The organism is Melghirimyces thermohalophilus (assembly GCF_900102685.1).
GTDB lineage: Bacteria > Bacillota > Bacilli > Thermoactinomycetales > DSM-45169 > Melghirimyces > Melghirimyces thermohalophilus.
This window is the reverse complement of sequence record NZ_FMZA01000003.1, coordinates 193,721-220,363: the sequence shown is the minus strand read 5'-3', so window position 1 is coordinate 220,363 and position 26,643 is coordinate 193,721. Positions and strand designations below refer to the sequence as shown.

The window sequence follows — 26,643 nt, the reverse complement described above, 5'->3', positions numbered from 1 at the left end:
GAAAAACATAAGGAAAAAGTGCGAGCCCATCGCCTTTCCTCTACGGGAAAATACCTGTACAAAAAACGGAAAGAGACGATCGAGCGAAGCTTTGCAGACGCGAAAGAGCTGCACGGGCTTCGCTACTGCCGGTTGAGGGGAAGGGAAAAGGTCCAAGAGCAAGCGCTGATGACGGCCGCAGCGCAAAACATCAAGAAGATTGCCAACCACCTAACCAAAGCCGGCTAGGTGGTTGGGCGGCCTTTTTGATCCAGGTTTTGATACGTCGATGAGCTGGTTTTGTCCATAAAAAAAGAGTGTGGAGAAAGCAGTGAAGGGCTTTCTCCACACTCTGAATGCTCTGAAAGAGCATCTTTCACAAATTAACCCAGAAGTAACCCGTAGTAAAGAAATTGAACCAGAATTCATTATTTCTGGCGATCGATTGACTTCATTACTTCAGATAATGGATATAGAGAAATATAATAAAAACATGAATTCACCACATTTTATTAATGAAAAGGCTTTGCATCGAGTAAGGAAAGGATTTAATTACCTCAATAAGAATGATTCGCAATTGGGTGATACTTTTCGTGTTGTTGTGGATACTGTTGCAGTAACTACAGCAGTAACGACTCCTGGCAGTGCCTCCTCTCACAAAGCTGTTGGTATGATTTGGGTACAGCCAGATAATAACTGGTCCGATAAAGACATTGTAGAATCCCTTGTTCACGAAATGACCCATACACTTTTATATCTTGATGAACAGTGTTACGGTCATTTTCATAAAGATGTTGCTTTGAATGATGAGAAGGCTTGGGTTCCTTCTGCTATTCGGAACACGAGGAGACCGGTTTATGGAGTGGTTCATAGTATAATTGTGGCTACTGAGCTTCTTAGTCTAAGAAAAAGATTAGGCTTTAATGAAGATGATATTTCAATCCACGGAAGATCATCAGAACTCTTTAAAAAAACTAAGTATGCTTTAAATACACTTAAGCAGCAACAGTTAAGTTGGGAGTTACTCACACCTAGGATGAAATCACTAATTAACCGATCAGATGAAATACTTACCCCTGATCTACTTTCAAATATAAGTACATGATAAATCGGGAGCAATAAGATCCAAATTAGTTATGGGCCAATTAAGCGTTTTATTTGAGTATTGAGGGTGCCTGGGGCACCAAAGAAAAATTCTAATTATTAACCTCCCCCTTCGGGAGAGATTTACGGTGTACACACATTTTCTTGTTTTGGTCCGGTGACCATACGAAAAAGCCCTCAGTTGAGGGTTTTACTTTTTATGGAATCTACTTTGCCCCTGGTGACAGCTTCGCTGGTATTACCCCTTCAAGCCGTAGACGATCACTTGTGTCCGTTCCCGCCAGCGAGGCGGGCCATGTGGAGGGCGGCCCATTCAAAAAAACCGATCTCATCAAGGATGAGGAAGATCAGGATCATCGCCAGCTCTGTAAACAAAAAGCCACCCCCGTTTTTTTCGGGAGTGGCTTTTTGTTTAGCCTATTCATATATAATCCAGCAATGCTTGCTGTAAGGTTCTTTTCGTCTCTGCCTTTTGTTCAAATGACAAATTCATGTGAATGATCGATTTGACGATATCCGGGCGAAGACCGGTGACGACCGGTTTACATCCCATCAAGGACAGGCCCTCCAGGATTTTCAATAGATGCTGAATCACACTGGGTTCCATCGTGGCAACACCGGAGAGATCGATGATCAGAGTTTCGATGTGAGAATTCCCCACCTCCGGAATCACTTTATCTTCGATCGCAATGATCCGGTAATGGTCCACTTGGCCGATAATCGGCAGTATGTATATCGTCTCTTTGATCGGGATGATCGGAACCGATAAATTTTCCACTATTTTTTGTTGGGATTCGATCAATTTATCTTTGAACTTTGAATAGCTAATAAAAAAATGATGCAAAAATTGATCCACCGATTCGTTAATCCGCTTTTCAAGGGCGTAAAACTCTTCTTTTCGATTAAGCGCCTCGCTCATTTGGTCGTAATTAAACATAAAGTCCCACAAGGTCCTTCGGATCGCCTGAATCCATTCCAGCTTGAAAGCCAATGCTAACGAATGTTTCGCCCATACTTCCCCTTCTTGTTTGGCAAATTGGATCAACTCGTGTTCCCGTTCGTCCACTACATACAAAACCAGTTTATGGGCGTTTTCCAACAGATTGATATTTCCTCTTTCGTCAATCTCTTTAATTTTGTCTTTAGCATTGACCGCCTCCGACAACAGCCGCTCTTCAAAAGCCTCCCGGTTTTCCATGAAAAATTCCTTCATTCCCAACCCTTCTTTATATTCTAGGTCCAAATGGATCACTCCTTGTTTTTTCTTTACATCATCTCTTGGGAAGATAAGCGTAAATGTAGTGCCGACATTTTCTTCGCTGTCTACTTCAATCGATCCACCGTGCTGGTGTATTACAGAATAGACCTGGGCCAACCCCATTCCCGTGCCCACTTTTTTGGTTGAGAAAAAGGGAGTTCCTAACAGGGAAACTTTTTCTTCCGGGATGCCTATCCCCGTATCCTGAATCGCCACATAAACATACTTTGCGTCCGCTTGATGATGAAGGGTGATTTTGCCATTGCCTTGAATCGCTTCAAATGCGTTTTTTAATAAGTTAAACAGTGCTTTTTTTAAAAGCGTTTTCTTCCCGTATACCAAAACATTTGTATCTCTAAATATCCGTTTCACTTCCACATCGGAAGATTGGAAGGGGAAGAGAGAAAGTACATTCTCCAGCTCCACCGATAAGTTAATCGATTGCTTCCTCTCATCGCCCATGTCCGGTTTAGCCACTTGTAGTAAACTGTTTAAGGTATTTAAAGCGTCATCCAATTCGGTTTTGGCGATGTGAATATATTTAGACTCTTTATCTTCCTCCATCATTTGGAGAAATCCTTGCACCGTTGTCAGCGGGTTGCGAACTTCATGTACAATTCCCGCAGCGATTTGACCGACTGATGCTAAGCGACTGAGATGGGCAGGGTCGGTCTCTTTCATTGCTTTCTTTTCGGTTGTATCCATCTTCTCACTCCTATCTTTGGGTGTAGAATATTTTGTTAATTGGCGTTGTGCAGGGCGAATTTGGGGAGTGAGTAAGCCATGGAGTTTTGATTCTTCATCATTCGGAGCATTTATTCTTCATCGTCACTGAAGATTCCTGTTAGAAGTGCAATCTTTTTTTAGAAAGAAAAAATATCACCTCATCGGCTTGACCGCATCAACCAAGAGAGAAGTAAAAACGATCTTTCCACCCTTATTTCTGTGGTCAAAACGAAGGGAACGATAGATAAACCCACCCCTTTCATCCCATTTATTATAATGAAACTGCCCCGTTTCATCAAAGTATACCAGCAGGTACACATCAAACCCAGCCTGGCGGAACATTTTTGTGATCCAATCATAAGTATAAAGGATTTGATGGCTGGCGGCCGGATGATCCTTGGGGGCGGGGCCGCCCACTTGAACTACGTGTTGGTAAGCTGGATCTGGAAAATAGCCGTCGGGAACCGCGCACCGAATCCATCCGCCTGGCTTTAAGAATCGATAACAATTTTTCGCTGCTTCCACCCCTTCATCAAAACGCAAATGCTCCCACACATGCTCGGCCAGAATCGTCTGAATCGAGTCAGGGGAAAAGCGCTTTTCCCAATCCTCCCTTCTTAATAAATCCAATTCACTCCGTTGCGTATGAATCCAGCCGGGATTGTTGTTATATTCACCGGCACCGACGACCACTCGGATCGCTTGTTCAGAGCTCATCCGCAGCACCCCCGTCTGCTTCTTCGTCATGATAAAGAAAAGATCCTCCCTTATGGCACACCTGCCAACAACTTAGGGAGAATCTTTTGGATAGCGCAAAGAAAATAATCGTCAGGAAAGGAACGTCATTTACAGCAGACCCCGATTTTTGATCTCGATATATTGGTGGATAACGGAAGTGGCCAGCTGATCCGGAGGCACATCCAATACCGTCACTCCTCGCCGCCTGAGATAGACCATCTGCTCCCTTCGCTCCTCGGAGACACGCTGCGCCACCGTCTTGCGAAACACATCCAGTTCTTCCTGGGGAAAACGATTTTGTTCCCGTTGCAGGATGGAATCTTCGCAGGTGACCGTCATCACGGCGTGGTGCCGCTGTAGCCGAGTCAGCTGTTCCATCAGATCATCGGCATAGGTAAGATTTCCAGTATCTGTGAAAAGCGCCACCAACGCCCGCCTCTTCTGGCGAAAAGCCAAACTTTCCACCACTGCACGATAATTGGACTCCGCATAGGCCGGCTCGAGGTTGTAACAGGCTTCCACCAGACGTTGCAACTGTGATCGCCCCTTGGCCCCAGGCACCCAACGCAGGACGCGGTTGGCAAATGCGAACAGGCTCACCTGATCGCCCCGTTCCAGAGCGATGGCGGCAAAAGCGAGGGCGCCCTCTACTGCTCGGTCCAAGCGGCTCCATTCCCCGTCCTTCACTCCCATGATCCGACCACAGTCGATCAGGATCACCACATGCTGACCTTGTTCCGGTTGATAAACATTGGTTGCTAGCTTATGTCGACGGGCTGTGGCGCTCCAATTGATTAAGCGGGGTTCATCCCCAGGCACATACCCGCGAATATGAGAAAACTCCGAACCCTGCCCCAAGCCCCGCCAGGTGTGAGGCCCTTCCGCAGTCAAGAGTTTTCGGTACACACCAGCTCGAACCCTGCGCACCTCCTGCAAGGGCGGGAACACCCGCACCTCGTGTTCCGCTGTTTGAGCCTGTTGTCTCATCAGCAGCCCCAGACGCCCGGTTACCCGGGCGTGAATCTTCCCAAAGGGATGCAGACCGCGACGGTGAGGGCGTAACCGATACATGACGCTTCCTGACCCTGCTGGCGGGAGTGTCAGGGACAAATCCCGCCGATCCGCGTAAAAACCGAGGGGGAAATCATCCCGCAAATGCACACGGACCGGGTATGGGGCCAGATGGGACGCCCTTAGCACGACATCACTGTCCGATCCCAGCTCAAACAGATGGGGAGTCGAACGTGACAGCTCGACCTTCCCCTTGCGCCAAAGCCCAACTGCATCCGCCAGCGTCAGAATTCCCAATATGCTGTAGAACCCTGCCGCTGCTTGGATCTCCATCCCCCACGCCGAAGCGAGCAGGGTGACAGCGGTGCCGAGAACGATCAGCCGCAACAGGCGCGGGGTGGGAAGGAATGCATTATCGCGGAACCGAAACCGAGCGCGTGATCTCTTCGACGAGGTCATCGATCTTCAAACCCTCCAGTTCCACATCGGGGCTGGGGACCAAACGATGGCGAAAGACAGGAGCGACCACCCTTTTAATATCATCGGGAGTCACATAATCGCGGCCGTCCATGGCAGCCAACGCCCGCCCCAGCACCAACAGACTGATACCCGCCCTCGGACTCGCTCCCAGTATCACCTGGGGATGGTCTCGTGTCGCCCGCACCAGTGCCGTGATATATCGGACCACCACATCATCCGCACGAACTCCATCCAGCGCTTTCCGGCAGGATAAGACTTCTTCGGCGCTCACCAGAGCATCTAAAGGCTCTTCCCGGCGGGCGGTGAGCCGATGCCCCTTTAATATGGCCATCTCCTCTGCTTCTTTGGGATAATCTACCGTCAACTTCACCATGAAGCGATCCAGCTGTGCCTCAGGCAGTGGATAGGTACCTTCGTATTCGATCGGATTTTGTGTCGCCACCACAAAAAACGGCTGCGGCAGAGAGAACTCCCCTCCATCCACCGTGATGTGACCTTCTTCCATCGCCTCCAAAAGAGCGGCTTGGGTTTTCGGTGGGGTCCGGTTGATCTCGTCCGCTAGGATGAGATGATGAAAGATCGGACCCCGTTTAAAAGTGAATTGACCGGATTGGATGTCGAAGATATTGGTTCCCGTCACATCTGCAGGCATCAGATCCGGTGTAAATTGAATGCGGGCGAAGGACATGTCCAAAGCGGCTCCCAAGGCGCGGGCCATTAGGGTTTTCCCCAATCCCGGCACTCCCTCCAACAGGACATGCCCCCCTGTCAGAAATGAAGCCCATAACAATCGCAGCTGCTCCTTCTGGCCGACTACCACTGGAGCCAGCCCCTTCAACACCTTATCCGTTATCTCCCCGATCTGTTTCGAGTCCATTCTTCCAACTCCTCTTTCCATTTTTGCAACGCCTGGCTGATGCGCAGGAAGGAGCTTCTTTTAACCGGTGGTGTAAGACCTTCCACTTGATCGGCCAGGTCCTGTAGTCCTTTGCATGCCGTCGGCCCCATCCGTTTCTCGATCTGCTCCCACAATTCTGCGCGAGAAGCCTTCGGGCTCAAACCCATCCGTAAATTTGTCTCCCGCAATAAACCTTCCAACTGAATAGCTAAAGATTCCTGTTTTAAACCGGCCCATTGATAAAGAGAAGCCATCCCCCGGATATATTCGTCACCGGTCGCTTCCTCCTGGATCGGTTCTAGGCGCGGTGCTCCAAAACGTTTACCTTGCAGATATAACCAGAGGATCCCCCCGAGAAGCAATTGGGCGAGCAATAATCGCATCAAAGGGGTAAGGAGCTCCTCGACGGTGGAGGGAGTCCCCGGTTGTGAGGGGGCCGCCGGTGCTGTGCTTTCCACAGACTGATGGACCGATTCGTCAAACCAAACCTTGCCCTCACCCGCCGTAAAGGAGGCCATGTGGAGAGCCAATGCCAGGTTGTCTGCCCTGTCGATGGCTTGGTTGGTGATCACATCCGGTTCCGGTATATAGTAAATCGCCCCCCGGCCCATGCTCCGCTTCCCCACACGCGGGCTCCCCTGTTCATCCATCCACACCCGATCCGGAGACCCTTCCACCTGGTGTCCATGAGGGAAATAAAGGGAATGAACCTCCTTTAGCCACCCTTCAGTGGTGGGTGCCATCTTCACCTTCCGCACACCATCAGCCGATTGGGCAGCGTCAAATCCCAATTCCTGAGACAGAGGGGTCTTCGGTCCTGACCAAATCACGACCGTATTTCCTTTCTTCACCCATCGCTTCAGCCATTCGCCTTCCACTTCTGGGAAATATACCTTTTGCTCTGGTTGAATCACCCACAGCACATGGCCCGTTGACTCCGGCAACCGGTCCCATCCCGTTTCCCACCTGTCCACGGGAACCTCCCGCTCTTTCAACAGCCGATAGATTCCCTTGGTTCCTTGTTCCGTAGAATTGAGGCTGGAGTAAGGTATCGGCGATGTCTGCAACCACGTCGTCACCAATGCGATCACCGTAAGCAACACCGTTATTGTGAGCGCCCAAGGCCAAACCCTCCTCTTTTTCATCGGGGCCCCCCCTTTTTTGCCAGCGGTGCCGATAACGACCGGAAAACCTCATACTCCTGCTCTGCAGCCGGAACCCGACCGTACCAGATTCGATCAAACTGATGGACGAGTTCGGTAAAAGCAGGAAGGAGGTCGGAGCGATTTTGTTCCACTTCCCTCCGGTACTCATGATTGGTTTTGTAATCACCGCGAACTAAAATCTGCTGCTTCTCTAAGGAGGCCAACACCGACCGGAATAAATAGCGGATCCCTTCCCGGTACTCCTTCCGCTTCGCCCTTGCTTCAGCCATGAGCCACCAACGGAAGGCTTCATCCTCGACAGAAGGGACATCATGCTGTTGATCCTTCTGAACCTTTCCCGAATAGGTGGTTTTGCGAAAGATCCAGACCGCGGCCAGCAATAGGAGGGCGGCTAGCAACACCGGCAACAACCAGCCGAGCCGTGTATCCACCTCAACCCCCAACAGCTGTTCCAACCACTCCTGGAACCGGTGATTCCAATCGATCCATCCGTTATACAATCCCTGTTTGATTTTTAGGAGCAGATTTTCGCCGGAACGCTCCTCCTCTTTCAAAATCTCCGAAAGTTGCCGATTCGCTTCTTGGTAATCCCTGGCCAAGGAAACTGCCACCTCCTCCCTTCGCAATCATACCAGCTTCCGCCGGAGGCGGTCCGCTTCTTCTGCCAAATCAGCTCCTTCTTTTCGTGCCCTTCGCTCTAGATACAAGATCGCTGCTAAAATCCCTCCCGGTGCATATGCTAGGGCTTCAAACGCAGCAACCAGCAGAGAGAGGATGAGATGGGCAAAGGTTACAGCGCCTTGAGGAAGAAAAAAACCTGCTGGCACAAAAAGCGCCGGAAGTAATACAGAAGGAATCAGGTTAAAGACATATAGCACCAGTCCGAGCACAACCATCAGGCCAAATGTTCTCCAAAAAGAAAGATAGGTCAAACGCCAACTCCGCTTCAACGCTTCCCAGTAAGCACTCCCTTCTTCTAATATGACCGGGACAGCCAAGTAGAAACGGACTGTCAGGAATGTCAGCAGACCAAAACCGAGCACACCTCCCAAAATTGCGACGGTCCCCATCGATACCGCCCATTCCCCCGTTGCTGATCCCATCAAAAGACCCGATACCAGCAGGATCAATACCGATACAGCCACGCAAGCCAGGATCAGGAGCCACTTTAAAAGCAGGGTGCCTAACACCCGCCCCCCAAAGGTGCCTATGAGATGAAACGCCTCCTTTAACGCTGTTCTCCGGCCTTCCTTAACCTGTCGGAGGGTGATACCCGTGACCGAAGCCGTAACAAGCGGAGCTAGGAACAAATAACACAATCCATAGACCAACATCGACAGCATCATCATGACCAGGTCGAAGGGATCTGGCGGCCCGTACAGACTGGAACCTATGATGGAATCTCCTCGATAGATCGAGAAATACAGAAAAAAAGAACCAAGACCCAGAAAAACCGTACAAACCATCCACACCACCCATAACTGGGAGCGAAGAAGGCGAAAGACTCCGTCTAAGATCCCGGTGAAGGAGCGGGGACGGCTTCCGACTCGGATGTTGACCTTACTTTCCAACCCAAGGCCTCCTCTCGTTTTTCATCCAATAAAAAGCCCGAACCGTATGGTCGGGCAACAAACCGTGACAGGAAAGCGACAGGCTTAATCCCGCATCATTTCATCCAAACGATGAACATCCAAGCGGCGAACCAGAGCAGTCAAGAAGCGTTTCACCGAGCGGATATCCTCCTTATCCACCACGGAGGCATGAGAGTGGATATAGCGGGCGCACACTCCGACAGCGGCCGAAGGGACGCCGATTCCGGTTTTATGGACAGCACCGGCATCGGTTCCGCCCTGGGAAACAAAAAATTGATAAGGGATCCCTTCTTCCTCCGCTGTCTCAATCAAGAAGCGACGCATTCCCGCCAGGGGTACCATAGACCGATCAAAAAGGCGGATGACGACGCCTTTACCCACTTCACCAAAACCGTTTTCAACCCCTGGAGTATCCCCTGCCGGCCCGGCATCTACCGCAAAAAAGACATCCGGTTTTACCGTATGAGCAGCTGTGACAGCGCCGCGTGTTCCGACCTCTTCCTGTACCGTGGCCCCGGCGTAGACCGTATTGGGGTGATCCACCTTCGTCAGGTCTTCCAGTAGTTCCAGAGCCATGGCGCACCCGAACCGGTTATCTATGGCTTTGCTCATCAACCGCTTGCCCCCTTCCATCTCCACCATGGGGCATACCGGGGTGATCGGATCCCCCGGATATATTCCGGCCTTTTCCGCCTCTTCCCGGCTATCGGCTCCCACATCGATAAACATGTCGGAAATCTCCACGGGTTTTTTTCTTCTCTCATTGTTCAAAAGGTGGGGAGGCACGGAACCGATAACCCCCGGAATCCGTTTTCCGCTCCGCGTAACCACATCAACACGCTGAGCCAGCAACACCTGGTTCCACCAACCGCCGAGCGCTTGGAATTTGATAAAGCCTTTTTCCGTAATCCGGGTGACCATAAACCCGACTTCGTCCATATGGCCAGCTATCATCACACGGGGTTGCATCGCTGTGCCCCATTTGACCCCAAACAGGCTACCGAGCCGATCCTGCACTATATCTTCGGTGTAACGGGCGATCTCGGTCCGCATCGCCTTCCGAACCGTCCCCTCCGCCCCTGGCACCCCGGGCATCTGTGTCAATTCACGAAAACGATTCCAATCCATCAGCTACAACACTCCATCATTTCGATATGTATTCTCCCTCTTCCAGGGAGGCTTTCCACTCCCGGTAGCGACGATGCACCGTCGCCCGGGAGACATCATAGCCAAACCCTTGTAAGGTGGCTGCAATCTCCTCAAAGGTGAGTCTTTTCTCCTTCAGATCCACGATTCTCTCAATGGGAACCTCTTTTCGGGACCGTCCCCCCTGCCCCTGATTCTTTAGATTAACGGCGGGATTGTAACCTCTTTCGTGTATGGCTCGGCGCATCCCCCAGGAAATTTTTTGGCTCATCCATTTTCTTTGCAACTCTTCTACCTTGGCCATGATCGCCAACACCGTCGATTCACCGGCCTCCAGCTCCAGCTCTCCCCCGGATTGGAGACTGAAGATTGTCGCGCCGCAGCGGGAGAGCTGATGGATGACAGCCAACTTCGCTTCCCCCCGTCCCAACCGGGTATCGTCCTGGACCAGGATAACTTCAGCTTTACCGCTTCGAACCTCATCCAACATTCGGTATAGACCTTCCCGTTCCAAGTCGAAACCGCTCTGCTGTTCGGTAATCACCTCCACCACCTCACAGGATAAGGTGTCTGCCCAGGCTTTCAGATCATCCACCTGTCGTTGCAGACTGGTTTCCTGCTCCGTCCGCTGGGTGGATACTCTTGCATAGATGACCCCTTTTATCCTTCCCACCCCCTTTGGCCTTGCCAAAGCACTCTCTTTTCAGTAAAGTGAATGCTTGGAGGAGTGATACTGTGATTAGCGATAAAATGATCCAGCGGATTAACGAGCTGGCTCGAAAACAAAAAGCCGAAGGGCTCACTCCAGATGAGAAAAGCGAACAGAAGCATCTTCGGGAACAGTATTTGAAAGCGATCCGGGGATCGGTGAAAAACCAACTGGACCGAGTTCGATTTGTAGAAGATGAGGATTCCTAAGCGTACCCTTCTATTATAAACAAGACTTGAGAAAAAACGAAATAAAATCCGCGAAAACCGAGAAACGAAGCTGTGTTCAGTCTCTTTTCTCGGTTTTTTTAGGTTTACATTACAAACTGGTTCTTGATAACAATGAGTCGGTAATATATAGTAATTGAAGGGACAAAATATTGGGATTTTCGGGGTGATTCATACATGTTGCCCTATAAAGAACTGGCTCGCCTGGATAAGCTGGTACACGAACCCGCCCGTCTTGCTATTCTTACCGCCCTTTCCGCATGTACATTGGCTGAATTTTTATTTTTGCAAGAGTTGACAGGGCTGACAAAGGGAAATTTATCTAGCCATTTGGCCAAACTGGAAAAGGCAGAACTGATCGTAATCGACAAACATTTCATCAGAAAAAAGATCCCTCAGACCACCGTGCGAATCACCGATGAGGGTCGGGCCGCTGTTGATCGTCATTGGAAACAACTCGCCTCGATACACCGGGCCATTCAACGGCAAGGGGCCCATAACGAAAATCACATCGTCTCTCGCACAACCTTGACTTAAGTAAGTTTATTGAGTATCATAACAATAGCTTTTAATGGAATAGGAATTCTTCTTCCTGTTAAAGGGGAGTAGCTGCTACAACAAAGTCGTCATTACGGGAATCTCCCCGGCTTTGTTGGCAACCCGAGCGTTGTTGGCAAGACCTTTACCGCTTATTTGTGGTGAAGGTCTTTTTATTTGCTTTTTTCAAAATCAAAAAGAGTGAGGTTAGTTGTATGGCAGACTTTCTGAGCTTGGAATTTTTTCAAGCATTGATTTCCATCGTGATTATCGACTTAGTACTGGCCGGAGACAATGCCATTGTAATCGGTCTAGCCGCCCGAAACCTGCCAAAAGATAAACAGAAACCTGTGATTATCGGCGGTACCCTGGGCGCCATCGTCATCCGCGCTATCGCCACATTGGTCGTCGTCTGGCTGTTGAAGATTCCCGGTCTGCTGTTGGTTGGCGGTCTCATCCTGATTTGGATTGGCTACAAGCTGTTGGTCGAAGAGAAGGGGCAGGAGGACGATGTAAAAGCAAGCAATAGCATGTGGGGAGCGATCGGAACGATCATCGTCGCCGATGCCGTCATGGGTCTGGACAACGTGCTGGCCATTGCGGGGGCAGCTCACGGACATTATTTGTTGGTTATCATCGGACTTCTGATCAGTGTGCCCGTCATTGTTTGGGGAAGCACTTTGATTCTAAAATGGATCGAACGCTTTCCGGTGATTATCTACATCGGATCTGGAGTTTTGGCTTGGACCGCAGGGAAGATGATTGTGGATGAACCTTTTCTAAAAGGATTTTTCGAAGAACAGCCCGTGATGAAATATGGATTGATCCTCCTCATCGTGGTGGGGGTTCTCACCTTGGGGCGTCTGTCCAAAAAAAAGCAGGCCACCCAAGGTTAACACATATGATCTCTGGGGCCCGCTGCAGGAGTTTTGCAGCGGGCTTTTTTACAAGGAAATGGGCCGCTTTTCCCGTCTCCGAAAATCCTTTTCCTGAATAGGATGGGATCAACCTCGATTTCCGTTTATAGGCTGAAGGAGGCGGTTCCGACGAAACCCATCGCCCTCAATCATTGTGTACGTATATTGAAAGGGTCTTTGATTCGAGGAAACGGCCATACGGTTCTCCACGCCGCCAATCAGGGGAAATATAAATACCTACGAAAAAAACAGATTTACTTTTATTCGACCTCCCGCTCCCATGAGAAACAAATCGCTGCGCTGAGAAGATGCCCTCCCGCCGCAGTAGTGATCCCAAGGGGAGTCAGCCCCGCAGCGATTCCGAAAGCAACCGCCGTCATTCAAGTGTCCGACATGGACAAAGCCCGCTGGCGGCTGGCCCTCTGGAACTGGCGACAGCATGCCCCCCGCGTGTCCGCCGTGACGGGCAGTGCTGGTAAATCGACAACCACAGCCATGATCGCTTCGATTCTCAAACAGAACCGGCGGGTGGTTCATACCACTGGGAACCTGAATACCTTTCGTTATCTTCCTTCCTATCTGTTGAGACTCTCGCCTGGAGACCAAGTTCTGTCGCTGGAAATGGGAATGAAGTCCCTCGACAACATCGCCAGTCAATGTCGGATCGTTCGTCCAGAGGTGGGCGCCGTCACCAATGTAGGGGAAGCCCATGCGGGGAGCGTCGGCGGTTTGAATCGCGTTGTACAGGCAAAGCAGGAACTGATCGACGGTTTGCGTTCCGGCAGCACCCTATACTTAAATGCGGACTGCCAGCGCTCCCGACAACTCTCCACTCGACGTTTTCAGGGAAAAGTTTACACCTTCGGCATCCATCAACCTGCCGACATTCAAGGAGGAAACCTGCGCTACACGACTCGGGGCACGATCTTTGATGTGAAAATGGACGGCAAACGGGGAACCTTTTTCATCCCCACCTGGGGAAAACATAATATCTACAATGCCCTTGCCGCTATCGGTATCGCCCGTTCTTTGGGAAGCAGTCTGCGCAAAATCAAAAGCGGGCTGCAACGGGTGGAACTTCCCAAAATGCGCCTGCAACGGTTGCAAGGAGCTGCCAGGCGGGTACTGATCAATGATGCATGGAACGCCAATCCCACAGCGATGAAAGCAGGGTTGACTGTTTTGAATTCCATCTCAGGAACCCGACCGGCCATTGCGGTCCTGGGAAATATGATGGAATTAGGCTCTTACACCCGATCGGCACACCGAGAAGTCGGCCGCTTTGCTGCCCAGCTCAATCTCCATCAATTGATCACCTATGGACGGGAGGCACGGGAAATCGGAAAAACCGCCATTGCCGAAAAGATGAATCCCCAGCGTGTGATCCATTTCCATTCCCGCCAATCGCTGCTTCGCCACCTGCGGAATACTCCACCCCGATCCATCATTTATTTTAAAGCTTCCAGAAAACAAAAGTTTGAACGGATCGTCAATGCACTAGCCAATCGAAAATAAGAAAACGCCCGCAATTGCCAACTGCGGGCGTTTTCTTATCAACCCTTTTTCAATTGTTGACGGGAGGCTTCTGCCTCTTTGATCGCTTCGGAAACCCCTTTTCCAACTTGCAGAGCCATCGCCGCCACCATCGCCCCTTCTACAAAAGGGGCGTCTACAACAGTCACCTCATGACCTTCTGCGGCCAAGAGTTCAGACGCCATTTCTGCATTCATCAACGCACTTCCCAAATCAAAAATGAGCAGCACATGCTCGGCATTGGCCGATTGGACCGCTTCGACAATCCCTTCGGATCGCGTGCCCAGTCCTCCTTCCCCATCACCGGCAGCGATCAAAATCGGGACATCCTGGGCCATAGATGAGATTAGCTCCCGTGCCCCCTCGGCCAAACGTTCACTATGGGACACCAAAACCAGTGCCGCATCAGTTTTCATGATCGGCACCTCCCTTATCGGCCAAGGTGGAACGAAGAGCGTCAAACAAGAGCGCAGTCGATTCCGCCCCTGGGTCCTTGTGGCCAATACTTCGATCCCCCAGATAAGCGGCACGACCTTTCGTCGCCTTCATTTCTTGGGTGGCATCCGCCTTTTCCCGAGCGATCTGTGCTAGGCGGGTGACCAGCGTCAGCTCATCCTCACCCTGTTGAGCCGTTTCCTCTGCTGCTTGTGGCAATACCGACCAGACATCGTACATGGTCTTCTCCCCACCCGTCACTTTTCCTCGCTGGGCGATTCCTTCTGCCCCTTGTTGTAAAAGGTTGGACCAGTCGGTCTCGTCGATGGTCTCCTTTCCCTTCAGCGCCATCGACATGCGCAGAAAAACCGTTCCGTATAAAGGCCCCGAGGCCCCCCCGACCTTGGAGATCAGAGTGCGGCTGACCAACAGAAAAGCATCGGACAATCCTCCCGTGAAGGATTCTAATTCTTCCTGAACCGCTTTCCAACCTCGGGCCATATTGGCTCCATGGTCCCCATCTCCGATAGCAGAGTCTAAACGGGTCAATAAAGCCTTTTCCTCTGAAATCACATCAGCATAACGTTGAAACCAAGCTTTCGCCACTGTTACATCCAAATCAAATCGCCTCCCAAGGAGAACACGCGGTCGAGCTGAGCTTTGCTTGTTTTGACCTAATTGGTTTGCATTACAAATATGTTTATTTTAGTTGAAACTCCTTTTTTAAACGCGAAAGGCGGGGGTATCGCTCTCGCTTAGCAATAGTTGTTCCAGTTCCTTATTCAACTTTAGTAGCGTGATAGAAAACCCTGCCATATCGAGAGAAGTCATATATTCCCCGACCCATGCCTGTACGGGAGTCAACCCGTTCTCCGACAGGATCTCAATCAGTTCTCGATGAACGACATGCAACTCCATCAGCGGCGTGGAACCCATACCGTTTACCAACACCGCCACACGATCCCCCCGCTCAAAGGGAAGATCACCGATCACCTTTCCCGACAACCGCTTAACTAATGCTTCAGCGGGCAACTGTTCAGTCCGAGCTACTCCGGGCTCCCCGTGAATGCCGATTCCCAGTTCAATTTCATCCGTTCCCAAGGTAAAACTAGGCTGACCCGCTTCCGGCAATGTGCACGGCTCTAAAGCCACTCCCATGCTGCGTACCCGGGAGACGGTCTCTTCTACAACTTCCTTCACTTCTTTAAGCGATGCCCCCTGCTCCGCTTTAGCACCGGCTATTTTGTGAACAAGGACCGTGCCGGCAATTCCACGACGTCCAGTAGTATGGGTGCTGTCTTCTACAGCTACATCGTCATGGACGATCACTTGTTCCACCTGAATTCCTTCCGCCGCAGCCAGTTCTGCCGCCATCTCAAAATTGAGCACATCCCCGGTATAGTTTTTTACGATACAGAGAACCCCTTCCCCACTATCGACAGCTTGAATCGCCTTCAGGATCTGATCCGGGGTTGGAGAAGTAAACACCTCCCCCGCCACAGCCGCATCTAACATCCCTTTCCCTACATAGCCGCCGTGAGCCGGTTCATGGCCGCTACCGCCACCGCTGACCAAACCAACCTTCCCGTTGACGGGGGCATCCCTGCGTACCAGCACGCCGGTTTCCTCCAACAAGCGAAGGCGTTCGGGATAAGCCTGGGCCATCCCATCCAGCATTTGGCTCACAATATGTTCCGGTTGATTCATCACCTTTTTCATGAAGCTTCCCCCTTCCATCGGACTTCCCCATAAATCATAACACTTTTTCCCCTTTTCCCCCTATCCTTCCCGAACCTTCCGATTTAAGCTGTGCCCTTTCTTCTGGCTCAGAGGGAAATAAGACATCGCTCCGCTTAAGGGACCGATAATTTAAATCAGTCTGAAATTTATTCGCGTGGATGAAGGATAAGAGATCCATTTTTTTGTTCCAGGAAAGCGATTGCATCCATTGCGAATCCAGATGAGGAATGATTCGTTGACAAGTATCACAGATAAAACCTACATGGGCCCCGTTGAACCAAGCTGGCCGGCTTTGCGAGTGTTGGCAACGAACCTGCTGTTTCATCCCGATAAAGCGAGCCCATCGGTCCATCAAATCCAACCAACTGAGTCGAATCGATGTGAATTGTTTCCGAAACACAGTACCTCTCGAGGGCAAATGCAAGAAGATCCTCCTCCCTCTCTATGAGAGATTTTTAGAGAAAGTGGACATAAAAAGAAAAGTCCTTTCGAATAAAATAATAGATGGAAGTATCTCTTTTTCTCAATTCCACTTTCGGACCAAAACGATTACCCCTAATTTCGTACTTTAAAAAGAGAGATATAAATACATAATTCGCCACTCCTGTCTATCTCTGTTCCCCTTCCCCTCCAATCCCGAGGTAAGGGCATATCATTTTACAATTCTGGGGGTTTAATCCTTGTTAACGCCATAGACGCTGAATCGAATTTCGTATTCAACGTCTATGGCATAGCTTCTTCAGCAAACCGTAAACGGCGGAAAGAGAAAAGACGGAAGCGACTGCTTCCGTCAAGGAGTTTGATTCACCCAGTTGTAAAGAGAAAATCCACTGCCGCCGGCTTCACCGCCGGAGCGGTCTGGCTGGTAGAGGATCCCTTTTTGTCGGAACTTCCGTGAGTACTCCACCGCCTCCTCCACCGTCTGTATTCCGTTTCGTTTCCATTCCAGCAGGATCCGATCAATATAACGGCAACTGGGTTTTCCGCAAAATACCGCTTCCCTTAAGGCGGCAACAATTAACTGTGATGGGTACTTGTCCTCATCCAGCCATTGAGTGAGTGTTTCGCATTCCATCGGGGAAAGAGGGCGGGCAAACTCCCGTTCAAAGAGCTGAAACAGGTTTCCATATGTCTCTTCTGCTGGCGGTTGCTCCTCAAGCGATTCTCGGTCCAAATAGGAGGCCGCTAGTTGCTGCAACAGCGGTGCAATCGAATATTGTTCGCTTCGGATCCCTCCCTCCTCTACCGTCTCCTCAATCGATAAGAATCCTTTCTGGACCAGGGATTGCAACCATTGCACAATCTGATCGGCTGAAACACTCATCCGCTCTTCCAGTTGGTTGACGGTGGGAAATGGGATCTCTTCCTTCTCACGAAATACGATAATATGTAAAAGCAACATCACTTGTCCTTCGTTCAAACCCAACCTCTTATATTCCTTGAACAACACGACCGGAAAAGCCGTCGATCCTTGCTGCAGAACATCCACCAGAGCGGAGTGCGGCGACATTTTTCGGTCCATCGATTTCACCTCACTGTTTACTATAGCAACCCTTTCGAAGGAAAAACAGACTTGAAAAATAAAAAGCACCGGCCTCACACCGATACCGCCGAATCCGCATGTGTAGGACAGCTCCCGATCTTAACCTGTTCATTATATACGTGATCACCCCAGGGAGTCAACAAGAAAGCAAGCAGAAGCGTCGGCCAGCCGACATAAGCATCGATGGCAGCTTGTGGTTCTTTTTTGTGCCTTTTGTTTGTGTTGTAAACTTGTTTACATAAATATAGAGACGATGAACGCCTCCGGTAAGCTTCTCCCGTGATAAGATCAAGGTGAGGGACTAAACCTCGGATATTGTTTTAACCTGCTCACAGGAGGGTTTTCATTGGATTGGATGACGGAATTGCGTAACATGTTGGGGGAACATCGGGTTACGGATAACCTGACCACTCGCGAACAGCACAGTAAAGATGAGTCTTACCATCCCCCCCACTTGCCGGATGTTGTGGTTTTTCCCGAAAGCCGCGACGAGGTGATCCAAGTAATGAAGTTTGCTGATCGGCATCAAATTCCGGTGACCCCCTTCGGGGTCGGATCCAGCCTGGAAGGACACGTCATTCCCTCCAAAGGCGGGATTTCCCTCGACTTGCAACAGATGAACCGTATCTTGGAAATCCGGCCGGAAGATTTTCAAGTGCGGGTCCAACCGGGAGTGACCCGCACGCAGTTGAACCAGCAATTAAAAAAATACGGATTGTTTTACCCGGTGGATCCAGGTGCGGACGCTACGATCGGCGGTATGGTCGCCACCAATGCCAGCGGCACCACCTCCGTCCGTTACGGAGTGACCCGAGATCAAGTGTTGGAATTGGAAGTGGTGCTGGCGGACGGCCGTGTTCTCCAGACCGGATCGGGAGCTGCAAAGTCCTCTTCCGGGTATCACCTTCCGGGTCTGTTTGTCGGCTCTGAGGGAACATTGGGCGTCTTTACAGAAATCCGGTTGAAGGTTTGCGGAATTCCGGAAAGCATCCTGTCAGCCCGAGCCGTTTTTCCGGGAATTCGACCGGCTGTCCGTGCCGCCCAGTCCATCCTGTCCGCAGGAATCCCCGTGGCCCGGTTGGAATTGGTCGATTCCCGAGCTATCCAACAGGTGAATCATTACAACCACGCCGAGTACCCGGAGCAGCCCACCTTATTCCTCGAATTTCACGGAAACCCCGCCGGATTGAAACAAGATGCCGATTTCGCCGGGCAATTGGCGGAAAACGAGGGATGCGAAGACTTTCATTTTGAAACGAATTCCCTGGCTCGTGCGCAGTTATGGGAAGCACGCCATCATCTGGCTTACTCCTTTGTCCACGGTACCCCTGGCAAACAACAGATGGTGACAGATGTTTGTGTCCCTCTATCGGCATTGGCCGCTTCCCTGGAATACGCCCGTCAACTGATCGATGCTTCTCATCTGGACGGAGCTGTTTTTGGTCATATCGGAGACGGCAATTTTCATGCCTTACTGATGATCGACCCCACGGATGAAGCTGACGTACAGGCAGCCAACCAGATCCACCACCAGCTGGTGGAACACGCGCTTGCCGAGGGTGGCACCTGCACCGGCGAACACGGTGTCGGTTCGGGAAAGATCGCCTATCAACGAAAGGAACATGGCCCTGCCTACGATGTGATGCGGGAGATCAAACAGCTGCTCGACCCTAAAGCCATCCTCAACCCAGGGAAGATGTTCGACGAAAAATAGAAAGCATCAACCCGGACGTGATCCAGCGTCCGGGTTGATTATGGGTTTGGCGGCCCCATTATCATTAGGGGGTAATTGGTTGGTGGAACAAACTAGTTTGATTTTAATCATTTCTTCTGTTTATACCATTGATTTAACTCCATCATTTGAAATTCTTCATCAACATCGATTCTAAGCGGTGCAATCAATTCTAATGAATTCCCATCAGGGTCTTGAAAGTAGATGGCTGCGTGGGCTTGCGGGTTGTTTGGTAAAACAAGGGGTTGATTGTTTGGTGAAAACCCAAAAGCTTCTTTTACTTTAATGTTCCGTTTTTCCAACCACTCCTTCGATTTTTTTATGTCTTCAAGATCGACCCTAAATGCTATGTGTCTAATGGCAGGGTGATAAGGAGTATTTACTTGCTCAGCTTCCCATAAACCAAGCCAACTTTTTTCTTTTTCAATCCAAAAGAAAGAGACAACGGTGCTTCTATAGGCCAATTCAAGACCTAAATTTCGGTAAAATTCAATCGACTGAGCTAAGTTACTTACAGGCAAATGAGCTTCATATAAACCTTTAATCATGATGGAAGACCTCCCTGAATAGTTTTAACCATTTATACAGTCCTGCTTTGGTTCACACCATACATCAGCGTACAACATTTCCCATCCGTCGAAATATGGATTTATATCTCAGACTTTCGATCCATTGCATCAGAGTCATGAGGTGTTCCAAGAAGCACTGGACTTTATCGAAACGACAAAAACCCCTTCGCCAGTCGGCAAAGGGGTTTGGTTGAATCGGGCTCAATAAAGGGACATGTACTGTTCCCGTTCCCAGGGGTGGACCTGGGTGCGGAACATATCCCACTCGATCTCCTTGGCTTCAACGAAGTGTCTGAGGGCGTGTTCACCGAGGGCTTCTGTGATCACTTCGTCTTTTTGCAGTTCGTCGAGGGCTTCTTTTAATGTTGCCGGCAGTTTTTCAATACCGGCTTCCTCCAGCTCCGCTTCATCCATCACATAGATATTTCGGTCGGTCTCCTGCGGCAGCTCCAACTTGTTTTTGATTCCGTCCAACCCTGCCTTCAGCATCACCGCCAGTGCGAGATACGGGTTCGCCGCCGGATCAGGGTTGCGGACTTCGATCCGGGTGGAAAGGCCGCGGGAGGCGGGTACACGGACCAACGGACTGCGGTTGGTCGGGGACCAGGCCACATAGCTTGGCGCTTCATAGCCTGGCACCAGCCGCTTATAAGAGTTGACCAAGGGATTAGTCAGTGCTGTAAACGCTTTGGCATGCTTCAAAATCCCAGCCATATAATGACGAGCGGTCTCGGACAAACCCAATTCATCGGATTCATCATAGAAGACATTTTCTTTACCGCGGAACAGGGATTGGTGGCAGTGCATCCCCGAACCGCTCACGCCGAAGAGCGGCTTCGGCATAAAGGTAGCGTGCAATCCGTAACGCCGGGCGATGTTTTTCACCACGAGCTTAAAGATCTGGATATTGTCTGCTGCGGTAACGGCGCCGGCATATTTAAAGTCGATCTCATGCTGCCCCGGGGCTACCTCGTGGTGGGAAGCTTCCATCTCAAAGCCTAATTTGTCCAACGTAACCACAATATCCCGACGACAATTTTCCCCGAGGTCGAGGGGGGCCAGATCAAAGTATCCGCCCTTGTCATTCAGGTCCATCGTCGGTTCACCTTTGGCGTCGGTTTTGAAGAGGAAGAATTCCGGCTCAGGTCCCACGTTAAAGGCGGTAAATCCCATCTCCTCCGCCTCTTTGAGGACCCTTTTAAGAATGCTGCGAGGGTCACCGGCAAAAGGGGTCCCTTCTGTAGAATAGACATCACAGATTAAACCGGCCACCCGGGAATCCTCGGTACCGCCCCAGGGATAAATGATCCAGCTATCAGGATCCGGGTGTAGATACATATCCGATTCCTCGATGCGCACAAACCCTTCAATAGAAGAACCGTCAAACATCATTTTGTTGTCCAGGGCTTTCGTCAACTGGCTTTTGGGGAGCTCCACGTTCTTGATCGTCCCCAACAGATCCGTAAATTGCAGACGGATATACTCCACATTGTTTTCTTCGACGGACTTTAGAATGTCGTCCTTGGTAAAGCGTTTCGGCATGTTTTTGGAAACTCCCTTCCAATAGTGTGACGTCAATGGAAGAAACGGGACAACTCACCGCTGATCAGATGACCCCGGTTTGGCTGGTAACTCAATTCAGACAGTTGTCGTTTCAGAAGTTTGTGCAGCTCTTCTTCCGACAAATCCGGCTTACTGGGTCTCGGTTTTTGCTCAGCCCGCTTTGAATCCTGTGATCGATCTTGATCCTGCAATATCTCCTTAACACCGGCGATGTTGACCCCTTTTTCCATTAACGACTTAATTTGAAGGAGTCTGTCCACATCATGAAATGAAAATAACCGCTGATTCCCACGGGTCCGCTCCGGACGGATCAGGTCTTGTTGCTCATAGTAACGGACTTGCCGGGGGGTGAGATCCGTCAGTTTCGTGATGGTACCCATGGAAAACAGGGGCATATTACGACGGATTTCATCGCTCATCAGCAGTTCCTCCTTCTAGTTCAGTATATTTATGTCAGTTTACCTCGTCAAGATATGTTAGGAAATGTGACATAAAATAAGGAGGAATCCTGAAGCTCTTTTTGCTCAGTATCCTCCCCTAAAAGATTCCTTTTAAGAAGAGCTGATTTTATAAAGCCAGGATCAAAAACCAAATGAGCAATCCGACCATCATCAGGCCCTTAACCAGGACACCGCCTACAAAGCCGAGCAACGTGCCGAAACCGACTCGAAATGCTTCCTGCCAGTCTTTTTTCCGAAAAAACTCCACGGCGATCACCGCCACTACCGGACCAAGAACCAGCCCCAGCGGGCCTAAGGGAATCCCTGCCAAGGCTCCTACCACAGCAGCGGGAAGCGACCAACGGGAGCCCCCGTAAGTCCGTGCAGCAATACCGCCGGCTACATAATCGGTGATGACCACTAAGGCGGTGATCAATACCGCTCCCACCCAAAACGAAGTACCGAGAGCTTCTGAATCGATCAAAAAGTGATAGATGAGCAATCCCAAGAAAAACAGCGGTGCATCCGGTAAAACCGGAACCACCAATCCGAGAAAACCCAACACAAACAACAGAATAGTCAAGATCCACCACAAAATCTCCATCTTTGTCCTCCTCCGATCACCGTTCCAGTTTCGCCGATTCCGAAGGGGAATGGGTCAACATCCGATCTAACGCCGTCAGTACCCCGATTTTGACATGGGCAGCAGTGAGTCCCCCCTGAAGATAGGCCAGATAAGGCGGACGGAGCGGACCGTCGGCTGATAATTCAATACTAGCCCCCTGTACGAAGGTTCCCGCCGCCATGATCACTGGGTCTTCGTATCCCGGCATGGGAGATGGCTCCGGAAGGAATCGAGCGTCTACGGGAGATGCTGCTTGAATTCCCTGACAAAAGGCAATCAATCGTTTGGGGTCCTGTAAACGGATCAGTTGGATCAGATCCGTACGAGGCTCATCGTAGCGGGGAGTGGTTTCAAAGCCTGCGGCTTCGAGGACCGCCGATGCGAACAGAGCTCCCTTTAACGCTTCTCCAACCACGTGAGGCGCGAGGAAAAATCCTTGGTAAAAGTCACGCAGATAACCGTAGGTGGCGCCTCCCTCCGCCAGGATACCGGGCGCGATCAATCGGGAAGCAGCCCGATCTACCCATTTTTTTCTGCCGACAATATAGCCGCCGGACTTGGCCAATCCCCCACCCGGATTTTTGATAAGAGAACCGGCGATCAAATCAGCCCCCACATGAGAAGGCTCCTGATCTTCCACGAATTCCCCGTAACAATTGTCCACAAATACAATGGCATCGGGACAGAGCCTGCGAACTTTCTCCACCATTTCGCCGATCGCTTCTACCGAGAAGGAAGCGCGTTCCGAATATCCTCGGGAGCGTTGGATCGCGATACACCGCGTTTGGGGGCGAATCGCTTTTTGAACAGCCGGCCAATCAACCTTTCCCTCTGGGGTTAAGTCTACGGCTTGATAACCGATTCCGTAATCGGCCAGCGATCCTGTACCGTCCTGTTCTTCACCGATCACCTGCGTCAGCGTGTCGTAAGGAGGCCCGGTAATATACAGCAGCTCTTCACCTGGACGGAGAACGCCAAACAGACAAGCGGCGATGGCGTGGGTTCCAGAGGTAATATGGGGGCGAAGCAGTGCTGCTTCCGCACCAAAAACCCTGGCCACAATTTCTTCCAGGGCTTCCCTTCCCATGTCATCATATCCGTAACCGGTTGAGGAAGAGAGATGTTGTTCACTCACCCCCGTTTGGCGATACGCTTCTAAGAGCCGCCACTGATGAAATTCCACTCGTTTTTCGATTTCCCTGATCCGCGGAGCGATCCGGGCTTCCGCCTGCTCGGCCCACTGTTTCAATAGATCCCCGTGACGAAAATGCTTGTACATCATGCTAAACACCATTTCTACTGTTAGATTTTTAATCAGTAAACTCGGCGGATAAAGGATTTCACTTCAGGAGACATCCGTTCAAAACGACGGAGAGGCAGACGGAAGTCCATTTTGAGCGTCAAACCGTCCACCTCGGAATGGACCACTTCTGCCTTCTGATAAAAGTGGGAAATCATTTCTCCTCTGGATACCGGTATCTCCGCCAAACCGTGAATTTGGGCAGCATAAAGCATGTCGTCCATTTCATCTTTCAACCGGTCTAAATCATGGTTGTCCCAAGCGGAGATCCGAATGGATCTCCCTTCTGCCGTCAAGATCTCCCCACCGGGACGATCCGCTTTATTAAAAACGGTGAGCGTCGGAACCCGATCCGCTTGCAGCTCTTTTAACACCCGATCCACCGCGATCATCTGTTTCCCGGCTTCCGGATGGCTAGCATCCACCACATGCAGGAGCAAATCCGCTTCTCTCACCTGTTCCAAGGTGGACTGAAAGGCTTCCACCAGATGGTGGGGCAGATTCCGAATAAAGCCGACGGTATCCGTCAGCATCACTTTCTCCCCGGAGGGGAGTTCTAAAAAACGGGAAGTGGGATCAAGAGTGGCGAATAACCGGTCTTCTTCCCGCACATCGGCGCCGGTCAAACGATTGAGCAAGGTCGACTTTCCGGCATTGGTATAACCGACCAGCGCCACCTGGACCATCTCCATTTTCCGCCGTCGGGATTGATGTAGGCGACGGTGCTTTTGCACCCGCTCCAACTCCTGTTTCAGATCCCGAATACGGCGGCGTATATGCCGGCGATCCGTCTCCAGCTTTTTCTCTCCGGGCCCCCGGGTCCCAATTCCGCCGCCCAGCCGAGAAAGTTCATGCCCTCTGCCCGCCAGACGGGGGAGCATATACTCCAGCTGAGCCAGCTCCACCTGGATGCTTCCCTCTTTCGTCTTCGCCCGCATAGCAAATATATCCAGGATCAACCGGGTCCGGTCCAACACTTTGCAGGGAAGCCGCCGATCCAAATTGGCCTGTTGACCGGGGGAGAGTTCTCGATCGAAGATGACCACGTCAATCGCATCAGAGCTCACCTTTTCGGCCAGCTCCTCCACCTTTCCCCGTCCAATCAGCCAGGCTGGTTCCGGAACTTCCCGGTACTGGACTAAGGTATCGACTACGATCGCTCGGGCTGTATCCGCCAATCTTTCCAATTCGGATAGGGACGATCTGATCTCTTCTTCTTGCGAACGGCTCCCGCAACCAACCAAAACCGCCCGCTCCAACGCCTTTTCTCCGTCGATCTTTTCTCATCCTCCCCAGGTTTTCAGACAGATTTCCACCATTATACCATTTTCCGCACAGAAAAACTTACGGAGCGAACCGAAAGGGAACCACTGGCCCCTCCTCTTCTCCCCTGCGAGGAAACCGCAAATCGTCGGCATGCAGAGTCATCAGATCCTCTCGGGAGACATGGCGGCTGTTTAACAGGCGGACAGCCTGATGTCGGATCGCTTTCTCCACGATATTGCGGATATATCGCCCGTTTCCAAAGTTATCACCCGGAAAACGGGCCGCTTCGTGCAGATGGCGGCGCAACTTGTTTAAAGCCGCTTCCGAAAAACGGTATTGACGTTCCCGCAGCATACCCTGGGCGATTTGAAGCAATTCGTCGATGGTGAAATCGGGAAAACGGAGGTGAATCGGGAATCGGGAGGGAAGCCCCGGGTTGGAACGGAGAAAGCGTTTCATCTCCTCCGGATAACCCGCCAAAATCAGCACAAATTCATTTTTATGGTCCTCCATCGATTTGACCAAAGTATCGATCGCTTCTCGACCAAAATCCTTCTCTCCACCTCGGGAAAGGGAATAAGCTTCATCGATAAACAGAATACCGCCTAGTGCCTGCTTCACATGATCCCTCGTTTTTTGTGCAGTGTGGCCGATATATTCACCCACCAGATCGGCCCGCTCCACTTCCACCAGGTGTCCTTCAGAGAGTACATTCATCTCTTTCAGCAACCGTCCCATAATGCGAGCTACTGTTGTTTTCCCTGTTCCCGGGTTTCCCTCAAAAACCATATGCAGCACTTGATTTTCCGTCATCAACCCCGCAGCCAGCCGGCGTTTGTTGACCGTCAACCACGCATAGATCTCATGAATGAATGTTTTGATCCCGGAGAGTCCGACCAGACGGTCCAACTCCTCCATGCACCGTCTCAGCGGTAGGTGTTCCTCCCCGCTGTAGTCGATCCCCGGTGTTTTTTCTCGTTGTAAAGAGGTGTTCTTCTTGCCGTGATCCAACATCACATGAATGCGGTGGGGTTCCTTCGTGATAACGCGGCTTGCCATCTCTGTCACCTCTTTGCTGGAATCGGCTCACATATGTATACGCATCCGCCCATTTAATGGTGAACAGACATGGAAAAACCAAGTGTAGCCACTTGGTTTTAGCTTTCCTTATTGGAATCTTCGTTGGACATGAGCGAAACGGCTCGTGTCGGTGTAAAAGTGGAGATGGCATGTTTGTAAACCATTTGTTGTTTGCCGTCGCTGTCGATCACGATCGTAAAATTGTCGAAGCCGCGAACCACACCGCGCAACTGAAAGCCGTTTACCAGGTAGATAGTGACCGGCACCGAATCCTTCCGGATCTGGTTCAAAAACGTGTCCTGGATGTTGATCGATTGCTTCAAAATGTG

At 50.8% G+C, this 26,643-nt stretch carries 28 protein-coding genes and 1 pseudogene; 7 read left to right on the top strand and 22 right to left on the bottom strand.

The window, feature by feature from the left end; all coding sequences use genetic code 11:
• The coding region (locus BLP91_RS03525; protein ID WP_143003451.1) for a transposase at nt 1-228 on the top strand (228 nt) is incomplete at its 5' end.
• 70 nt (nt 229-298) lie between these two features.
• Entirely contained in the window at nt 299-1,084 is a 786-nt protein-coding gene (locus tag BLP91_RS03520) for an aKG-HExxH-type peptide beta-hydroxylase (RefSeq protein ID WP_143003450.1), read from the top strand.
• Nucleotides 1,085-1,353: 269 nt separating this feature from the next.
• Here the strand turns inward: BLP91_RS03520 and BLP91_RS16300 are convergent.
• From BLP91_RS16300 to BLP91_RS03475, 10 genes and pseudogenes are all read right to left on the bottom strand, one after another.
• Nucleotides 1,354-1,452, bottom strand: a pseudogene (locus tag BLP91_RS16300) (ArsB/NhaD family transporter); the annotation flags it as partial.
• Nucleotides 1,453-1,504: 52 nt separating this feature from the next.
• On the bottom strand, nt 1,505-3,046 hold the full coding sequence (locus BLP91_RS03515; protein ID WP_245662076.1) for an ATP-binding protein: 1,542 nt from the start codon (nt 3,044-3,046) through the stop codon (nt 1,505-1,507).
• A gap of 174 nt (nt 3,047-3,220) precedes the next feature.
• The gene (locus BLP91_RS03510; RefSeq protein ID WP_245662074.1) at nt 3,221-3,814 is read right to left on the bottom strand and encodes a class I SAM-dependent methyltransferase; all 594 of its coding nucleotides are present in this window, start codon (nt 3,812-3,814) and stop codon (nt 3,221-3,223) included.
• Nucleotides 3,815-3,913: 99 nt separating this feature from the next.
• On the bottom strand, nt 3,914-5,275 hold the full coding sequence (locus tag BLP91_RS03505) for a DUF58 domain-containing protein (protein WP_091566708.1): 1,362 nt from the start codon (nt 5,273-5,275) through the stop codon (nt 3,914-3,916).
• Nucleotides 5,229-6,173, bottom strand: a complete 945-nt coding sequence (locus BLP91_RS03500) for an AAA family ATPase (RefSeq protein ID WP_245662073.1) — start codon at nt 6,171-6,173, stop codon at nt 5,229-5,231. The genes BLP91_RS03505 and BLP91_RS03500 overlap by 47 nt, the downstream gene beginning before the upstream one ends.
• On the bottom strand, nt 6,146-7,339 hold the full coding sequence (locus tag BLP91_RS03495; RefSeq protein WP_091566704.1) for a DUF4350 domain-containing protein: 1,194 nt from the start codon (nt 7,337-7,339) through the stop codon (nt 6,146-6,148). The genes BLP91_RS03500 and BLP91_RS03495 overlap by 28 nt, the downstream gene beginning before the upstream one ends.
• On the bottom strand, nt 7,336-7,959 hold the full coding sequence (locus tag BLP91_RS03490; RefSeq protein ID WP_091566702.1) for a DUF4129 domain-containing protein: 624 nt from the start codon (nt 7,957-7,959) through the stop codon (nt 7,336-7,338). Before BLP91_RS03490 ends, BLP91_RS03495 begins: the two co-directional genes overlap by 4 nt.
• A gap of 27 nt (nt 7,960-7,986) precedes the next feature.
• Entirely contained in the window at nt 7,987-8,931 is a 945-nt protein-coding gene (locus tag BLP91_RS03485) for a DUF7847 domain-containing protein (RefSeq protein WP_091566700.1), read from the bottom strand.
• A gap of 84 nt (nt 8,932-9,015) precedes the next feature.
• On the bottom strand, nt 9,016-10,080 hold the full coding sequence (locus tag BLP91_RS03480; protein ID WP_091566698.1) for a M42 family metallopeptidase: 1,065 nt from the start codon (nt 10,078-10,080) through the stop codon (nt 9,016-9,018).
• Between the two features lie 16 nt (nt 10,081-10,096).
• Nucleotides 10,097-10,762 carry a YneB family resolvase-like protein gene (locus BLP91_RS03475; protein WP_091566745.1) on the bottom strand — a complete coding sequence of 222 codons (666 nt, stop codon included), beginning with the start codon at nt 10,760-10,762 and terminating at the stop codon, nt 10,097-10,099.
• A 71-nt stretch (nt 10,763-10,833) separates the two neighbouring features.
• Between BLP91_RS03475 and BLP91_RS03470 the strand changes: the two genes are divergently transcribed.
• From BLP91_RS03470 to BLP91_RS03455, 4 genes are all read left to right on the top strand, one after another.
• Complete coding sequence (locus tag BLP91_RS03470; RefSeq protein WP_091566696.1) at nt 10,834-11,016, top strand: DUF896 domain-containing protein; 183 nt, start codon at nt 10,834-10,836, stop codon at nt 11,014-11,016.
• 195 nt (nt 11,017-11,211) lie between these two features.
• Nucleotides 11,212-11,571: a transcriptional regulator gene (locus tag BLP91_RS03465; protein ID WP_091566693.1), complete on the top strand. Its 360-nt coding sequence runs from the start codon at nt 11,212-11,214 to the stop codon at nt 11,569-11,571.
• A gap of 215 nt (nt 11,572-11,786) precedes the next feature.
• Nucleotides 11,787-12,467: a TerC family protein gene (locus tag BLP91_RS03460; protein WP_091566691.1), complete on the top strand. Its 681-nt coding sequence runs from the start codon at nt 11,787-11,789 to the stop codon at nt 12,465-12,467.
• A gap of 198 nt (nt 12,468-12,665) precedes the next feature.
• Nucleotides 12,666-14,003, top strand: a complete 1,338-nt coding sequence (locus tag BLP91_RS03455; RefSeq protein WP_176757791.1) for a UDP-N-acetylmuramoyl-tripeptide--D-alanyl-D-alanine ligase — start codon at nt 12,666-12,668, stop codon at nt 14,001-14,003.
• Between the two features lie 38 nt (nt 14,004-14,041).
• On the opposite strand, the gene dhaM is transcribed toward BLP91_RS03455, so the two are convergent.
• The 4 genes from dhaM to BLP91_RS03430 form a co-directional block, all read right to left on the bottom strand.
• Entirely contained in the window at nt 14,042-14,437 is a 396-nt protein-coding gene (gene dhaM, locus BLP91_RS03450; protein WP_091566687.1) for a dihydroxyacetone kinase phosphoryl donor subunit DhaM, read from the bottom strand.
• Nucleotides 14,427-15,074, bottom strand: coding sequence for a dihydroxyacetone kinase subunit DhaL (gene dhaL, locus BLP91_RS03445; RefSeq protein WP_091566684.1), 648 nt, complete (start codon nt 15,072-15,074; stop codon nt 14,427-14,429). Before dhaL ends, dhaM begins: the two co-directional genes overlap by 11 nt.
• Before the next feature lie 105 nt (nt 15,075-15,179).
• Nucleotides 15,180-16,175, bottom strand: a complete 996-nt coding sequence (gene dhaK, locus BLP91_RS03440) for a dihydroxyacetone kinase subunit DhaK (RefSeq protein ID WP_091566682.1) — start codon at nt 16,173-16,175, stop codon at nt 15,180-15,182.
• Between the two features lie 811 nt (nt 16,176-16,986).
• Entirely contained in the window at nt 16,987-17,718 is a 732-nt protein-coding gene (locus BLP91_RS03430; protein WP_091566678.1) for a DnaD domain-containing protein, read from the bottom strand.
• 367 nt (nt 17,719-18,085) lie between these two features.
• Here BLP91_RS03430 and BLP91_RS03425 point away from each other — a divergent pair, with 367 nt between their 5' ends.
• Nucleotides 18,086-19,453 (top strand): FAD-binding oxidoreductase, encoded by a 1,368-nt coding sequence (locus tag BLP91_RS03425; RefSeq protein ID WP_245662071.1) that lies wholly within the window; start codon nt 18,086-18,088, stop codon nt 19,451-19,453.
• 107 nt (nt 19,454-19,560) lie between these two features.
• Here the strand turns inward: BLP91_RS03425 and BLP91_RS03420 are convergent, their stop codons facing one another.
• The 8 genes from BLP91_RS03420 to hfq all read right to left on the bottom strand — a co-directional run bounded on the left by BLP91_RS03420 (nt 19,561) and on the right by hfq (nt 26,637).
• The gene (locus tag BLP91_RS03420) at nt 19,561-20,019 is read right to left on the bottom strand and encodes a VOC family protein (protein ID WP_176757790.1); all 459 of its coding nucleotides are present in this window, start codon (nt 20,017-20,019) and stop codon (nt 19,561-19,563) included.
• Nucleotides 20,020-20,241: 222 nt separating this feature from the next.
• Entirely contained in the window at nt 20,242-21,582 is a 1,341-nt protein-coding gene (gene glnA / locus BLP91_RS03415; RefSeq protein WP_091566674.1) for a type I glutamate--ammonia ligase, read from the bottom strand.
• A gap of 32 nt (nt 21,583-21,614) precedes the next feature.
• The gene (locus BLP91_RS03410) at nt 21,615-22,022 is read right to left on the bottom strand and encodes a MerR family transcriptional regulator (protein ID WP_091566672.1); all 408 of its coding nucleotides are present in this window, start codon (nt 22,020-22,022) and stop codon (nt 21,615-21,617) included.
• A 148-nt stretch (nt 22,023-22,170) separates the two neighbouring features.
• On the bottom strand, nt 22,171-22,647 hold the full coding sequence (locus BLP91_RS03405; protein WP_091566670.1) for a DUF456 domain-containing protein: 477 nt from the start codon (nt 22,645-22,647) through the stop codon (nt 22,171-22,173).
• A 16-nt stretch (nt 22,648-22,663) separates the two neighbouring features.
• A complete protein-coding gene (locus BLP91_RS03400) occupies nt 22,664-23,947 on the bottom strand; it encodes a methionine gamma-lyase family protein (RefSeq protein ID WP_091566668.1) in 1,284 nt (427 codons plus the stop codon).
• A 35-nt stretch (nt 23,948-23,982) separates the two neighbouring features.
• Nucleotides 23,983-25,227 carry a GTPase HflX gene (gene hflX, locus BLP91_RS03395; RefSeq protein WP_091566666.1) on the bottom strand — a complete coding sequence of 415 codons (1,245 nt, stop codon included), beginning with the start codon at nt 25,225-25,227 and terminating at the stop codon, nt 23,983-23,985.
• 85 nt (nt 25,228-25,312) lie between these two features.
• On the bottom strand, nt 25,313-26,293 hold the full coding sequence (gene spoVK, locus BLP91_RS03390; RefSeq protein WP_091566664.1) for a stage V sporulation protein K: 981 nt from the start codon (nt 26,291-26,293) through the stop codon (nt 25,313-25,315).
• Nucleotides 26,294-26,391: 98 nt separating this feature from the next.
• Nucleotides 26,392-26,637: an RNA chaperone Hfq gene (gene hfq / locus BLP91_RS03385; RefSeq protein WP_091566662.1), complete on the bottom strand. Its 246-nt coding sequence runs from the start codon at nt 26,635-26,637 to the stop codon at nt 26,392-26,394.
• Nucleotides 26,638-26,643: the final 6 nt, after the last annotated feature.